Source organism: Rhizobacter sp. P2_D12, from assembly GCF_056404395.1.
In genome coordinates this window covers 1-14,123 of record NZ_JBFUEB010000133.1, presented here as the reverse complement: position 1 = coordinate 14,123, position 14,123 = coordinate 1, and the positions used below count along the sequence as shown (strand labels likewise).

General features: G+C 68.8%; 12 protein-coding genes. All 12 read right to left on the bottom strand.

Features of this window, described 5'->3' with window-relative positions:
• Positions 1–490 precede the first annotated feature (490 nt).
• Complete coding sequence (locus AC1DYN_RS28540) at positions 491–1,828, bottom strand: tetratricopeptide repeat protein (protein WP_477965457.1); 1,338 nt, start codon at positions 1,826–1,828, stop codon at positions 491–493.
• 17 nt (positions 1,829–1,845) lie between these two features.
• Positions 1,846–3,012: a carbon-nitrogen hydrolase family protein gene (locus AC1DYN_RS28535; protein ID WP_477965455.1), complete on the bottom strand. Its 1,167-nt coding sequence runs from the start codon at positions 3,010–3,012 to the stop codon at positions 1,846–1,848.
• A gap of 13 nt (positions 3,013–3,025) precedes the next feature.
• On the bottom strand, positions 3,026–5,746 hold the full coding sequence (gene tssH, locus AC1DYN_RS28530; protein WP_477965453.1) for a type VI secretion system ATPase TssH: 2,721 nt from the start codon (positions 5,744–5,746) through the stop codon (positions 3,026–3,028).
• 9 nt (positions 5,747–5,755) lie between these two features.
• On the bottom strand, positions 5,756–6,829 hold the full coding sequence (tssG, locus tag AC1DYN_RS28525; protein WP_477965451.1) for a type VI secretion system baseplate subunit TssG: 1,074 nt from the start codon (positions 6,827–6,829) through the stop codon (positions 5,756–5,758).
• Positions 6,829–8,697 (bottom strand): type VI secretion system baseplate subunit TssF, encoded by a 1,869-nt coding sequence (gene tssF, locus AC1DYN_RS28520; protein ID WP_477965449.1) that lies wholly within the window; start codon positions 8,695–8,697, stop codon positions 6,829–6,831. The genes tssG and tssF overlap by 1 nt, the downstream gene beginning before the upstream one ends.
• Before the next feature lie 11 nt (positions 8,698–8,708).
• A complete protein-coding gene (tssE, locus tag AC1DYN_RS28515) occupies positions 8,709–9,233 on the bottom strand; it encodes a type VI secretion system baseplate subunit TssE (protein ID WP_477965447.1) in 525 nt (174 codons plus the stop codon).
• A gap of 413 nt (positions 9,234–9,646) precedes the next feature.
• Positions 9,647–10,483 (bottom strand): type VI secretion system accessory protein TagJ, encoded by an 837-nt coding sequence (locus tag AC1DYN_RS28510; protein WP_477965445.1) that lies wholly within the window; start codon positions 10,481–10,483, stop codon positions 9,647–9,649.
• 18 nt (positions 10,484–10,501) lie between these two features.
• Positions 10,502–10,990: an Hcp family type VI secretion system effector gene (locus AC1DYN_RS28505; RefSeq protein WP_477965443.1), complete on the bottom strand. Its 489-nt coding sequence runs from the start codon at positions 10,988–10,990 to the stop codon at positions 10,502–10,504.
• Positions 10,991–11,088: 98 nt separating this feature from the next.
• Positions 11,089–11,574 (bottom strand): Hcp family type VI secretion system effector, encoded by a 486-nt coding sequence (locus AC1DYN_RS28500; protein ID WP_477965441.1) that lies wholly within the window; start codon positions 11,572–11,574, stop codon positions 11,089–11,091.
• A gap of 192 nt (positions 11,575–11,766) precedes the next feature.
• The gene (gene tssC / locus AC1DYN_RS28495; protein ID WP_477965439.1) at positions 11,767–13,260 is read right to left on the bottom strand and encodes a type VI secretion system contractile sheath large subunit; all 1,494 of its coding nucleotides are present in this window, start codon (positions 13,258–13,260) and stop codon (positions 11,767–11,769) included.
• A gap of 23 nt (positions 13,261–13,283) precedes the next feature.
• A complete protein-coding gene (gene tssB, locus AC1DYN_RS28490; protein ID WP_477965437.1) occupies positions 13,284–13,793 on the bottom strand; it encodes a type VI secretion system contractile sheath small subunit in 510 nt (169 codons plus the stop codon).
• A gap of 38 nt (positions 13,794–13,831) precedes the next feature.
• Positions 13,832–14,123: type VI secretion system protein TssA (locus AC1DYN_RS28485; protein ID WP_477965435.1), on the bottom strand; the 292-nt coding region annotated here is incomplete at its 5' end.

Sequence of the window (14,123 nt, the reverse complement as noted above, 5' to 3'; positions counted from 1 at the left end):
GGGTTGCTGCGGCTGCGTTCCTCATCGACGCTTGGGCGAACGAAATGGGGAATCACTACGGTGGTCTGTCCGCTGCTGACGGCAGATGGCCCGGATCGTCCCTCCATCCCGACACCCTCATCCGCTGCGTCTGGGGGTGCAGACGGAACATACAAGCCCGGATGCCAATCCGGGATGCACTCATAGAACCGCTGGTTCTGCGAAGCCGCGGGCGGGGAGGCTGGGGCGCGCCAATCAGGGTGGGGCGCCGGAGCTGGCTGCTTTCAAGGCCCGCACGCGCCAGCGTGCTTCGTGAAACTGACTTGTCGCCGACTGTTTGACCACAGCGAGCGAAGCGAGCGGCGGGAGTTTCGGCGACGGGCCTTGAAAGCAGGCAGCGCAGGGGAGTCGACGCGCCCCCGGCGCGGCGACCGCTCCATCCGGCGCGCCCCAGCTTCCCCGCACGCGGCTTTGCTCGCGCCAATGCACGAATCCCGGATTGGCATCCGGGCTACCTTGCCGCCACCAGCCAGCCCTGGACGGGCTTGCCGCCTTCCTGCCGCAAGGTCTCGGCCATGATCTCCAGCGGCGCGAACCCGTTCGCCGTCAGCGCCGCCTCGATGTGTGCGCGCGAATGCGCATAGCGCCCGTGCGGCTCCAGCCGGAACATCAGCGGGCTGCCGTCCGGCAGCGCCTCCACCGTGAAGACCAGCAGCCCACCGGCCTTGACCGAGCCGCGCGCCGCGGCCATCAGCGGCATCAGGTCGCCGAAGTAGCACAGCGTGTCGGCCGACAGCAGCACCTCCCATTGCCCCGGCGACTCGCGCAGGAACTCGGTCAGCTCGGCCTTGTACAGGTCGCTGTAGACGCCCTTGGTCTTCGCGTGGTCCAGCATCCCGCGCGACAGGTCGACGCCGGCCAGCACCCGGGCCCACGGCGCCACGAGCGGCCCGCACAGGCCGGTGCCGCAGCCGGCATCCAGCACCTCGAACTGCTTCGCCGGGGCCGGCAGGTGACGCTCCAGCATGCGCGCGCACAGCTGCGGCGCCTGGTAGCCCAGCCGTTCGTTCAGCTGCGTCTCGAAGCTGTCGGCGAAGTGGTCGAAGGTGGTCTCGACGTAGTCGTCGGACGCACGCGCCGGCACGTTCTCGCCGGAGCAGGCGGCCAGCATGTGCCGCGCCGTCGGGTGGCCCGGCTTGGCGGCCAGCCACTGGCGGAACACCTCGGCCGCCTCGGCCACCTTGCCCATCGTGTAGTAGGCCATGCCCAGCAACTGGTGGCCGTCGGGGTGCTCGGGCAGCAGCTCGATCGCCTTGCAGTACCAGCCGATGGCTTCCGGCACGTCGCCCTGCGCGGCCGCCAGTTGCCCGAGGTTGTTGTGCGCGTTCAACTGCCGCGGGTCCAGTTCGATCGCGTGCAGCCAGGCCGTGCGCGCCTCGTCGTTGCGCTGCTGCGCACGGTACAACGCCCCCAGGTTGTTGTGCAGGTCGGCGTTGGCGGGGGCGAGCGCGCTCGCCTGCTCGTAGGCGGCGGTGGCCTCGGCGACCTGGCCGCGCGCCATGTGGATGTTGCCGAGGTTGTTGTGGTAGCCGGCAAAACCCGGCACCAGCGATATCGCGCGGCGGATGGCCGCGATGCCCTCGTCGCTGCGCCCGGTCTGGTGCAGCGCCATGCCCAGCAGGTGCAGCGCATCGGGATGGTCCGGCGCCACCGACAGGATGCGCCGGTAGAGCTGCTCGGCCCCTTCGAGCTGGCGGTTCTGGTGCATCCCGACGGCCATCTGCAGCGCGTCGTCGAGGCCGAGTTCGGTGGGGCCGGTGGTGGCCTCGACGGCGGGGTCTGCGCTCACGCTCGCATCCTTCCGTGTCAAACCGAGAAGCTGTAGATCCTGAAGGTGGTCTCGTCCGCCTCCACCTTCGCATTGGTGCCATCGACGCCGCCGGTGCCCACCAGGCTCCAGCTCACGTTGCTGCAGGCATGCACCACCATCGCCGCCTTGTCGGGCAGGTTGTTCGCGTCCAGCTTGACCTTGGCCGACAGCACGACGTTGACGTTCGGCTTCGCGGTCGACGGCAGGCGGTCGCTCAGCGAGCCGTAGGCATGGTCGAGGCAGATCTCGACGCCGTACTTGACACCCTCGACGTCGAAGGTCGGCACGCTCTTGCCCGGCACGTAGACCGTCGCGCCGGAGTTGTCCAGCACCTCGTGGTAGTCCTGGGCCTTGTTGTACTTCGCGACCTTCCGGCCGTTCAGGTAGACGAGGCAGGTGTTGCGGCCCATGTGCGTCACCGTGCCGCCGCCCAGCTGCACGAGCTTCTCGCGGTTGCTCGGCGCCGCGTGGGTCTGCGTGAAGTTGGTCGCCGCCTTCGAGGCATCGGTCGTCCAGCGCTTGCCGCCGGCCAGCGTACCGCTCGGATCGTCGGTCTCGAACAGCCAGGCATCCGCGTCGCAGGTCTTGCCCGGGTTGGGCTTCCAGCCGCGGAAGCTGTGGTTGCCCATCGGGCCGGCCACCTGGCGGTCCAGGTCGCCCTGCTGGAAGTCGTTGGCGTTCTGCCGCACCGCCGCGCGTGCCTTCTCGGTGCGCGTCATGTCCTTCGCGTCGAACTTCTTGCGCAGCTCGGTGTCGCTCAGCTTGCTGCCGGCGGCGCGCTTGTTCTGCGCATAGGCGGCGAAGTCGCGCTGCAGCGGCTTCTTCCAGGCGATCGATCCGGGGAACAGCAGCAGGTGAGGGTAGTCGGCGCTCAAGGCCTTCAGCCAGGCCTCGATGCCCACCTTGCTGCCTTCGTCCATGTGGCGCACGTCGCCCACGCCGTGGTTGTCGTGGTTCAGCACGTTCGCGAAGGTGTACTCGGGGGCCGCGAACAGGCCCCACACCTGGCGCCGCTTGTCCGAACCCGCGGCGATCTTCTTCTCGATGAAGTCGTTCGCCTTCTGCAAGGCATTCGAGAGGACCTGCTTGCGCTCGTCGATGGTGTCCGACTGGCGGGCCTCGGTGTCGTACTTCAGGACGGTGGCATAGAGCGTGGCGGGCATGGCATCCTCCGGTTCAGTCGAACGCGTACACGAAGCTGCCGTCCCGGGCCGTCACCTTGACCCCGGCGATCGCCTTGCCTTCCATCATCCGCGTCAGGAATTCCTTCGAGATGTCGGGCAGCATCGTGTTGGTCAGGATGGCGTCGATCATGCGGCCGCCCGATTCGCTCTCGGTGCAGCGGCTGACCACCAGCTTGACCACGTCGTCGCCGACCTCGAACGGGATCTTGTAGCGCGCCTCGACGCGCTTCTTGATGCGGTTCAGCTGCAGCTTGACGATCCGGCCCAGCATCTCGTCGGACAGCGGGTAGTACGGGATCGTCACCAGCCGCCCGAGCAGCGCCGGCGGGAAGATCTTCAGCAGCGGCTCGCGCAGCGCCTTCGCCAGGCCCTCGGCCTCGGGCATCAGCTCCGGGTCCTTGCACATGTTGGCGATCAGCTCGGTGCCGGCATTGGTGGTCAGCAGGATGAGCGTGTTCTTGAAGTCGATGAAGCGGCCTTCGCCGTCTTCCATGAAGCCCTTGTCGAACACCTGGAAGAAGATCTCGTGCACGTCCGGGTGGGCCTTCTCGACCTCGTCGAGCAGCACCACCGAGTACGGCTTGCGCCGCACCGCCTCGGTCAGCACGCCGCCCTCGCCGTAGCCGACGTAGCCGGGCGGCGCGCCCTTCAGCGTCGAGACGGTGTGCGCCTCCTGGAACTCGCTCATGTTGATCGTGATCAGGTTCTGCTCGCCGCCGTACAAGGCCTCGGCCAGCGCCAGCGCGGTCTCGGTCTTGCCGACGCCCGAGGTGCCGGCCAGCATGAAGACGCCGATCGGCTTGCTCGGGTTGTCCAGGCCCGCCCGCGAGGTCTGGATGCGCTTGGCGATCATCTCCATCGCATGGTCCTGGCCGATCACGCGCTGGCTCAGCAGCGAGGCCACCTTCAGGATCGTCTCCATCTCGTTGCGCGCCATGCGGCCGACCGGGATGCCGGTCCAGTCGCCGACCACGCTGGCCACCGACTGGTAGTCGACCGTCGGCAGGATCAGCGGGTGCTCGCCCTGCAGCGCGGCCAGTTCGTCCTGCACCTGCTTCAGCTCGGCCAGCGTCGCGGCGCGCTCGGCGTCGGACAGTTTCGGCACCTCGGGCGCCACCACCTCGGCCGTCTTCTCGGCGCTCTTCTCGAGCGCGCTGCCGGTGCCTTCCACCGCGCCGGCCACGCCGCGCAGCTTCGCGCGCAGCGCGAGCAGCCTGTCGACCAGCGCCTTCTCGGCGGTCCAGCGCGTCGTCAGCTCGTCCAGCCGCTTGCGCTCGCCGGCCAGCAGCTCGGTGACGACGGCGCTGCGCTCGCGCGTGTCGATGCCGATCGCGGATTCGCGCGCGATGATGCCCTGCTCGGTCTCGAGCGCCTCGATGTGCTTGCTGCAGTCGTCCACCTCGGCCGGCGTCGCGTGCAGGCTGACCGCCACGCGCGCGCAGGCCGTGTCCAGCAGCGACACCGACTTGTCCGGCAACTGGCGCGCCGGGATGTAGCGGTGCGACAGCTTCACCGCCGCCTCCAGCGCCTCGTCGAGGATCTGCACCTTGTGGTGCTTCTCCATCGTCGACGCGACGCCGCGCATCATCAGGATCGCCTTCGGCTCGTCCGGTTCGTCGACCTGGATGCTCTGGAAGCGCCGCGTCAGCGCCGGGTCCTTCTCGATGTACTTCTTGTACTCGGCGAAGGTGGTGGCGCCGATGGTGCGCAGCTGGCCGCGGGCGAGCGCCGGCTTCAGCAGGTTGGCCGCATCGCCGGTGCCGGCCGCGCCGCCCGCGCCGACCAGCGTGTGGGTCTCGTCGATGAACAGGATGATGGGCTTGGCACTCGCCTGCACCTCGTCGATCACCGAGCGCAGCCGCTGCTCGAACTCGCCCTTCATGCTGGCGCCGGCCTGCAGCAGCCCGACGTCGAGCACGCGCAGTTCCACGTCCTTCAGCGAAGGCGGCACGTCGCCGCGCGCGATGCGCTGCGCGAAGCCTTCGACGACGGCGGTCTTGCCGACGCCGGCCTCGCCGACCAGGATCGGGTTGTTCTGGCGCCGGCGCATCAGGATGTCGACCACCTGGCGGATCTCGTCGTCGCGGCCGACGATCGGGTCCATCTTGCCGCCGCGCGCCTGCTCGGTCAGGTCGGTCGTGAAGCGCTTCAGCGCCTCCTGCTTGCCCATCGCGGCCGGCGCGATCGCGTCGCTCGCCTCGCCCGGCGCACCGCCGTCGCTGGCGGCCTGTGCGTGCTCGGGCGATTGCGCGAGCAGCGATGCGAAGCGGTCGATCAGGTCGTCGAGCTTGATGCGCTCGAACTGCTTGCTGATGGCCAGCAGCGCGTTGCGCAGCGACGGCGTCTTCAGTGCGCCGACCAGCAGGTAGCCGGTGCGCACCTGGCGGTCGCCGAACATCAGCGAGCCGTAGACCCAGCCGCGCTCGACGGCGTTCTCGACGATGCTCGACAGGTCGGTCACCGAGGTGGCGCCGCGCGGCAGGCGGTCGAGCGACTGCGTCAGGTCGGCCACCAGCTGGGCGCCGTCGAGCTCGTAGTGCTTGACGATGCGGTGCAGGTCGCTGTCGTTGCCGTTGAGGATCTGGTAGATCCAGTGCTGCAGCTCGACGTACGGGTTGCCGCGCAGCTTGCAGAACACCGTGGCGCCCTCGATGGCCTTGTAGGCGATCGGGTTGAGCTTGCCGAAGAGGGCGGTGCGACTGATTTCAGCCATGGTGGTTCCTTAGGTCCCTGAGGTGGAGGGGGAGGCGGTGGCACTCATCTGCGCCGGGTCCAGCAGCAGCTCGCCGCGGTCCGGGTGCGGGGTCTTGCGGCCCAGCCAGGTGGTCAGGCCGAGCGCGCCCGGGGCCGCGGGGGTCAGCCCGAGCGGCGGTACCGCGCTGCCCTGCAGGATCAGCCGCAGGTCCCACAGCATCTCGAAGCCGAGCAGCTGGCGCATCCAGTCCCGCAGCTCGATCAGCGAGCGCTGGCCGGGCAGGAACTGGCGGTACTGCGCCAGCGTCAGCGGGCCGATGTGCAGGCGCAGCTTGTACTGCCGGTCCCAGACCTTGCTGCCGGCCACGGCCGAGACGCCGAGCGCGGCGCCGCGCGTGCCCTTGCCGCCCAGGCGCGTGCGGTCTTCGGGGCGCAGCGGCAGCCAGTGGCCGACGTGCGATTCGATGCGGATCGGCACCGTGAAGTACTGGCGCAGTACCTTGACGATGGACTCCGGCCGGCGCGTTGCCGCGCCGAGGTGGCCGGCGCCGAAGCGCTTGGCGTGGTCGGGCACCGCGTCGGCGTGGCGCAGCGCCGCCGGCGCCTGGCCGAACAGCGCGCCGACCCACTTGGCGAACTGGTCGTCGCTGGCGCGGTCGGCCTGCACCGCCGGCTGCGACTGCGACCAGGCGCGGTAGAACAGCAGCAGCATGCGGTGGTGGAACACGTCGGCGAAGCGCGCGAAGGTGGCGTCGCCGTGGTTGCGCAGGCGGTCGCGTGCGTGCTCGGTGAAGTGCAGCGGCAGCGGGCCCATCGGGCCGAACAGGCCGAAGAAGCGCACGCCCAGGCGTGGCACGCTGCGCTCGCCGGCGTCGAACGACATCACGCCGGCCGGCGCGAAATCGAGCTCCGGGTCCTGCCCCAGGCGCACCGGCTCGGCGCTCGGCCGCAGCGCGGCGCCCAGGCGCGGCGCCTGCGGCCACAGCGCGTCGATCTGGCGCAGCACCGCGAAGAAGTCGTGCGCCCACGGCTGCCGCGCGATCTCGTCGAACAGCCGCGTACGGCGTTCGTGCAGCAGCTGCGGATCGTGCGGCGCGTTCATCACAGCATCGCCTTGGTGCCCACGCGCGGCTGCGAGCGCAGGATCTCGCCGCGCGTCGCCGAGCGGACGATGGTTTCCGAGAAGCTGTTGGCCGACGCGTGGCGCGCGAAGAAGTGCTCGAGCACGCAGCCGAGCAGGAAGGCGCTGGAGCCCTGGAAACCGAGCTCGTCGACGGTGGTCGTGACCTCGACGCCGCAGCCGAAGGTGAGCGGGCCGGGGAAGGGCAGGCGGCGCACCACGGCTTTCGCGTCGACCGCCTGGATGCCTTCGACCTGCTTGGCCCAGCTCACGTCCTGCTCCGGCCCGTGCAGCGCCATCAGGCTGCGCAGCGCGGCGGCGGCGCGGCGGCTGTCCTCGCCGGCGATGCTCAGGTAGTTGAGCGTCAGCAGGCTGACCAGCGACCAGCCGACGTCGCCGCGCGCCAGGCGCTGTACCGGCCGGGTGGGGCCGCGCAGCGTCTCGATGCGGCCGGCGGGCCCGGCGACGTCCAGCGTCCAGGTGCTGGCGGTGGCCGGCAGCAGCGTCGGCAGGTCGCGGTTGGTGACCAGTGCGCTGAGCGACAGCTGGCGGATCTCTTCGCGGTAGGGCGCGTTGTTCGGGTCGACCAGCGACAGGAACACCTCCTGGCCGACGTAGGCCGAGCGCGGGCCGTCCTGGCGTTGCCGGCTCGACAGCAGGCGCGGCTCGCGGCGCAGCGTGTAGTAGGCGCCGTGGTTGCGTGCCTCGTCGTGGAAGGTGGCGTACAGCGGCAGGAAGCGCTGCTCGGCGACCTGGCCGGTGCCGAAGCCGGTGACGGATTCGATCGTGTGGACCTCGTAGTCCATCGGGCGCGTGCGGTCGGGCACGGCATGGTGCTCCCAGCTGCCGGGGCCGAGCTGGATGCGGTCCAGGCGCTTGTTGAACAGGTTGATCGCCGGCGTGCAGTACAGCGCCAGGCTGCCGGCGTCGACCAGCGATTCGAGCGCGACGTCGCCGCGGCCGAACAGCAGCACGATCTCGCATTCGGCGGCGTCGATGCGGGCGAGGCGGCGCGCGAGGTCGGTGACGGCGAAGAACAGGAAGCGCTGCGGCATCGCGGCGTATTCCTGCAGCAGCCGGTGGCCGCTGAAGCCGCGCAGCGTCTCGGGCAGCAGGGCCTGCGCGTCGTCGTAGCCGACCGCCTCGACCGAGTCGGTGTCGGCATAGCCCTGGCTCGGGCTGCGCGCGGCGCCGCCGTGCACGAAGGTCGCGAGGCTCGCGCCGAGGATCAGTTCGTGCAGCCGGAAGGCGACGTCGTCGGGCGCGGCCAGGTAGAACTCCAGCCGGTCCATCGGCAGCTGGCTGAACTTCAGGCCGGCGTGCGCCTTGAGCCGGATGCGCAGGCCGCCGCGCACCTGGCGGGCCGGCGGCAGGTGCGCGAGCGGCAGGTCGGGGGCGTGGGTGAAGTACTGCACCGCGTCGATCTCGACCGGCCACAGCGTCACGTCGTGCGCGGTGCGGAACTCGCAGCGCGTGTTGTTGCCGCGCACGGTGTCGCTGTGCAGCGCGCTGCCGCGCCGCACCGCGAAGCCGCGTGCAAGGTTCGGGTCCAGCGGGTCGGGCCGCATGCGCGCGATCATCGTCGACGGCATCGGCGACAGGAAGCCGGGGTAGACGGTCTCCAGCAGGTGCTGGATCAGCTTCGGGTGCTCGGCGTCGATCTTCAGCTGCACGCGTGCGGCGAGGAAGGCGAAGCCTTCGAGCAGCCGCTCGACGTAGGGGTCAGTAACCTCGACGCCGTCCATCGACAGGCGTGCTGCGATCTTCGGGAACTCTTTCGCGAACTCGCCGCCGACCTCGCGCAGGTGGCTGAGTTCGTCGTTGTAGAGGCGCAGCAGGTTCGGATCCATGGTGTCGGTTTTCAGCCCTTGCGGCGGACCGTGCCGCCGGCGGCGTCGCGCACCTCGATCTGCCCGGCTTCCAGGTCGACCTGGGTGCGCAGCAGCAATTCGAGCGGGACGGGCTGGGCCCACATGAAGCCGCGGATCTCGAATTCGATGACGTTGTGGGTGTCGAGCACGCCGGCGGATTCGACCGCCTTGACCTCGAGCGAGTCTTCCATCACGCGCGGCTCGAAGCGCAGGATGGCCTGCTTGATGGTGTTCTCGAGCAACGGGATGTCGATGCGCGAGGCCATCTGGCCGGACATCGGCGGCAGGCCATAGTTGAGCACCGAGTCGCCGGCATGCGGGTACTGCTCGGCGAGCTTGGGCATGGGCTTGACGGCGTTGAGCAGCCACGACAGGTCGCGCAGCACTGCTTCGCGGATCTGCGCCTTGCTCATCACGCGGTTCTCGTCGGATTCGACGCGGGAGTGGGGGTCGAGGTCGGTCAGCCGGTCGAGCAGGACCGGTTGGAGTCGATCACGTACCTCGTGTGTGGCCATGTCAAAGATTGGTGCTGCGCGCATGCGCGCAGCCGCGCCGCGCGAACCGGGTGTGTTCGACGAATCCCGGATTGGCATCCGGGCTACGAGAATGGGTAGCCCGGATGCCAATCCGGGATCTCCGCAAAGAGCCGCTGGTTCTGCAAAGTCGCGGGCGGGCAGGCTGGGGCGCGCCAATCAGGGTGGGGCGCCGGAGCTGACTGGTTTCAAGGCCCGCGTGCGCCAGCACGCTTCGTCCTCTGACTGTCGCCGACTGTTTGACCACAGCGAGCGAAGCGAGCGGCGGGAGTTTCGGCGACGGGCCTTGAAAGCAGGCAGCGCAGGGCAGTCGACGCGCCCTCGGCGCGGCGACCGTCCCATCCGGCGCGCCCCAGCCTGCCCGCCCGCGACTTTGCCGCACGAGAGCAGCGGAGTCAGGCAGCATCGCCGGATTCATCCTCAGCCACCGGCAACGGCTCCAGCGTGATCTCGCGCACCGAGAGCAAGTCCGCATCCTGCTCACCCAGCGCGAGCACCCGCTGCCCGACCCCGCGGAAGTGCTCGTCGGACAGTGCCAGCCACTCGGTGCGCCGCGCCAGCTGCGCCAGTGCATCGCCCTCGGTCGCCGTGCCCGGATAGCGCGTCGGCACCAGTGCCACCGACTGCCCGCCGTTGGTGAACTCGAGCTGCGCCGCGCTCCACACCATGTCGCGCAGGTCTTCGGGTTCCTCGAAGCTGACCTTCGCCAGCGCGCTGAACGGCACCCAGCAGTAGCGCCCGTTGATCACCGCCTCGAGCACCGGGCCGAGCCGCGAATCGGCGTCGGCGATCCACTCGAAGCGCTGCCCGTTCAGCGTGCCCGGCGTCGCCGGTGCCGCCTCGAAGGCATCGTGGCGCAGCTTGGCGGCCACCGCCGCATCGCCGCGCGCATCGGCCATCAGCGCCTCGACCAGCCAGGCCACCCAGGCCTGCGGCCGGCCGAACACCATCGGCGTCGTCTTGCCGGCGAACACCGCTTCGCGCAGCGTCTCGCACTTTAGCGCCTCGCGATAGGTGTTGACCATCGGCAGCGTGCCGGCATCCAGCTCGCCGCACACCTCCAGTTGCGTCAGCGCGCGCGGCCACTGGCCCAGCACGCACAGCAGCTGGAACAGGAAGATGCGCAGCTTCGGGTCGGCCGGTGCAGCGCGCACGCCGTCCTGCAGGCTCTTCAGTGCCGCATCGGTGCGGCCTTCGCGCAGGGCCTGTTCCGCGGCTTGTACTGGCGTCATGCCGTGTCTCCTGCGGCGTCAGCCGGGTTGCACTTCGGCTTCGAAGGTGTTGACGCCCTTGGCGGCACCGGTGGCATCCTGCGGCCGGTACTCGACCTGCACCTTGAAGAACGCCAGGCGGAATTCTTCCACCAGCTCGGGCGCGCCATCGGTCTCGTTGCGCACCTTGTGCGACACGATGCGTGCCTTCTCGACCACGATGGTCAGGTAGGGCACCGAGGCGATGCCGCCGGCCTTGTGCACCGTCAGCGTCGCCTTCTTGATGATTTCATTGCTGCGCAGCGCCGACATCAGGCCGGTCGTCGCGCTGTCCACGCGCTTGCGCACGATCAGCTCCTGCAGCGTCGTGCGCGCGGCCGCCGTGCCGAAGGCCGTGGCATTGCCATCCATGCCCCAGCTCCAGCCGACCACCTCGATCTCGTCGGTGTGCTTGGCGTCGACAGCCTCGCCCTTGATCGGTCCCTGCTTGGTGCCCTCGACCTTGAGGAACATGTCGGCCTTGGCCATGGTCTTTCCTTGCAAGCGTTTCAGAATGGTTCACGCCAGCGACACCGCCACGGGCCGGTCCGAAGACCGGCTCGTGGCGTGCGCTGCAGGCCGGGGGATCAGCCCTCGACCTTGTTCTCCGCGACGTTGTAGGAGGCGGTGCTGGTCGTGCCCTTGCCGCCTTCCTTGGCCTGGGTGGTGTACTCGACCTTGAACTTCGCGAAGTTCAGGCTGACGTTCTCCGTCAGGCGGTCTTCGCCACCGCTGCCGCCGGTGGACAGCGACGACACCAGCACGTTGGTGAGCGTGACGACGATGTACTCGAGGGGCTTGTCGCCGGCCTTGCGCACCGTCAGCTTCGCCTCCTTGATGTGCGTGCCCTTGCAGGCGGCCAGCATCAGCGCGGTCGACGAGGCGTCGACGTACTTGGTCAGCGAGATGTCCTGCACGCTGACCTTGCCCGAGCCGCCGCCGGCGCCTTGCGCGAACGAGCCGCTCTGGCTCAGGCCCCAGCTCCAGGCCAGGACGTCGATGCTGTCCTTGTGGACGGAATCCTGCGATTCGCCCTTGATGTCGCCGATCTTGATGAACATGTCTACAGCCATGATGCTTCTCCTTTAATCAATCAGTGGACCCGCTTGTAGGGATGCCGGCTTGGGGGTGCCACGTCGTCTGGGTGCTGACGTCGTGCGTCCGGCGACTTCTGCTTTCTTCGTTCCCGGCAAGCTGAACCTCCCGGGCTGCGATGCGCGCGGCGCCGGCCCGTCGGGCAGTGCGCCGCGTATCCTGTTCCTGGTTCAGGCCGCCTTCTGCGAGGGCAGCTTCGAGACCAGGCGCAGAGACACTGTCAAACCTTCCAGCTGGTAGTGGGGGCGCAGGAAGAACTTCGAGCTGTAGTAGCCCGGGTTGCCCTCGACCTCTTCCACCACCACCTCGGCAGCGGCCAGCGGCCGGCGTGCCTTGGTGTCTTCCGACGAGTGGGCGGGATCGCCGTCGACGTAGTTCATGATCCAGTCCTGCAGCCAGCGCTGCACCTCGTCGCGTTCCTTGAACGACCCCACCTTGTCGCGCACGATGCACTTCAGGTAGTGCGCGAAGCGGCAGGTCGCGAACAGGTAGGGCAGGCGCGCCGCCAGGTTGGCGTTGGCGGTGGCGTCCGGATCGTCGTACTCGGCCGGCTTCTGCAGCGACTGCGCGCCGATGAAGGCCGCGAAGTCGGAGTTCTTGCGGTGCACCAGCGGCATGAAGCCGTTCTTCGCCAGTTCGGCCTCGCGCCGGTCGCTGATCGCGATCTCGGTCGGGCACTTCATGTCGACACCGCCGTCGTCGGTCGGGAAGGTGTGCGTCGGCAGGCCCTCGACCGCGCCGCCCGATTCGATGCCGCGGATGCGCGAGCACCAGCCGTACTGCTTGAACGAACGGTTGATGTTGACCGCCATCGCGTACGCCGAGTTGGCCCAGGTGTACTTGGTGTGGTCGGCGCTGCCGGTGTCTTCCTCGAAGTTGAAGTCCTCGACCGGGTTGGTCTTGGCACCGTACGGGATGCGCGCCAGGAAGCGCGGCATCGCCAGGCCGATGTAGCGCGCGTCGTCCGACTCGCGCAGCGAGCGCCAGGCGGCGTATTCGGGCGTCGTGAAGATCTTGCTCAGGTCGCGCGGGTTGGCCAGCTCCTGCCACGAGCCCATCTGCATCAGGCTCGGGTCGGCGGCCGCGATGAACGGCGTGTGGGCCGCGGCCGACACCTTGGCCATCTCGCCCAGCAGCTCGACGTCGGGCGGGGTCTGGCCGAAGTAGTAGTCGCCGACCAGGCAGCCGAAGGGTTCGCCGCCGAACTGGCCGAACTCTTCCTCGTAGACGCGCTTGAAGATCGGGCTCTGGTCCCAGGCCGTGCCCTTGTAGCGCTTGAGCGTCTTGCCGAGATCGTTCTTGCTGATGTTCATCACGCGGATCTTCAGCTGCTCATCGGTCTCGGTGTTGTTGATGAGGTGGTGCAGCCCGCGCCACGCGCTTTCCAGTTGCTGGAAATCGGGGTGATGCATGATCAGGTTGATCTGCTCGCTGAGCTTCTTGTCGAGCTCGGCGATCATCGCCTCGATCGAGTTGACGACGTCGGTGCCGATCAGCTTGGTCTGCGACAGCGCCTGCTGGGCGAGGGTCAGGATGGCGGTCTCGACCGCCGACTTGGCCTCTTCGCTCTTCGGCTTGAATTCCTTGTTCAGCAGGCTGGCGAAATCGCCGCCCTGGAATTCGACGCCCTGCAGCGCGGAGGTCTGGTTCTGTGCTTCTGCCATTGCGTTCTCCTTGTCGCCTCAGGTCACTCGGCCTTGGTGTCGTCGGCTTTCTTGGCGCCGGCCAGGCTGTTCAGCAGCGCCGGGTCGGCCATCACCTTGGCCAGCAGTTCTTCCGCGCCGCTCTTGCCGTCCATGTAGGTGATCAGGTTGGACAGCTGCTGGCGCGCCTCGAGCAGCTTGCGCAGCGCGTCATTGTTGCGCGCGACCGCGGCGGGCGAGAAGTCGTCCATGCTGTTGAAGGTGAGGTCGACGCTGACGTTGCCCTCGCCGGTCAGCGTGTTGGGCACCTGGAACGCGACGCGCGGCTTCATCGACTTCATGCGGCTGTCGAAGTTGTCGACGTCGAACTCGAGGAACTTGCGGTCGGCCACCGGGGCCAGCGGCTCGGCCGGCTTGCCCGACAGGTCGGACAGCACGCCCATCACGAACGGCAGCTGCACCTTCTTCTCGGCGCCGTAGAGCTCCACGTCGTACTCGATCTGGACGCGCGGGGCCCGGTTGCGGGCGATGAACTTCTGACTGCTGGTGGCCATGGTGGACTCCTCTGGGGCGGGTTCGGGGATGTGTCAGATCACTGGTCGGGACTGCCGGCGATGCGTTCGACCTGGCCCAGGCCGTCGGACGCGAGGTCGCGGATGATGTCCATGAAGTTCTTGCCCATCAGCCGCTGCGCGCGGCGGATCAGCAACGGCGCGGGGTTGCTGGGCTCGTTGCGTTCGATCCACTCGCAGACGCGGTCGAGCGTGCGGCTGACGTCTTCGCGGCTGCGCAGTGCGCCCACCGCGACGGCGGCGCTGCCGTTGCCGGCGCTCGCGGTGCCGTCGGCGGCTGCGGCGTCATCGGCGGCGGCACCGGCGGCCGCG

Coding starts and splice junctions, on each gene's coding strand:
- AC1DYN_RS28535 (WP_477965455.1), bottom strand. CDS start 3,012: ATGCCCGCCACGCTCTATGCCACCGTCCTGAAGTACGACACCGAGGCC.
- tssH (WP_477965453.1), bottom strand. CDS start 5,746: ATGGCTGAAATCAGTCGCACCGCCCTCTTCGGCAAGCTCAACCCGATC.
- tssG (WP_477965451.1), bottom strand. CDS start 6,829: ATGAACGCGCCGCACGATCCGCAGCTGCTGCACGAACGCCGTACGCGG.
- tssF (WP_477965449.1), bottom strand. CDS start 8,697: ATGGATCCGAACCTGCTGCGCCTCTACAACGACGAACTCAGCCACCTG.
- tssE (WP_477965447.1), bottom strand. CDS start 9,233: ATGGCCACACACGAGGTACGTGATCGACTCCAACCGGTCCTGCTCGAC.
- AC1DYN_RS28510 (WP_477965445.1), bottom strand. CDS start 10,483: ATGACGCCAGTACAAGCCGCGGAACAGGCCCTGCGCGAAGGCCGCACC.
- AC1DYN_RS28505 (WP_477965443.1), bottom strand. CDS start 10,990: ATGGCCAAGGCCGACATGTTCCTCAAGGTCGAGGGCACCAAGCAGGGA.
- AC1DYN_RS28500 (WP_477965441.1), bottom strand. CDS start 11,574: ATGGCTGTAGACATGTTCATCAAGATCGGCGACATCAAGGGCGAATCG.
- tssC (WP_477965439.1), bottom strand. CDS start 13,260: ATGGCAGAAGCACAGAACCAGACCTCCGCGCTGCAGGGCGTCGAATTC.
- tssB (WP_477965437.1), bottom strand. CDS start 13,793: ATGGCCACCAGCAGTCAGAAGTTCATCGCCCGCAACCGGGCCCCGCGC.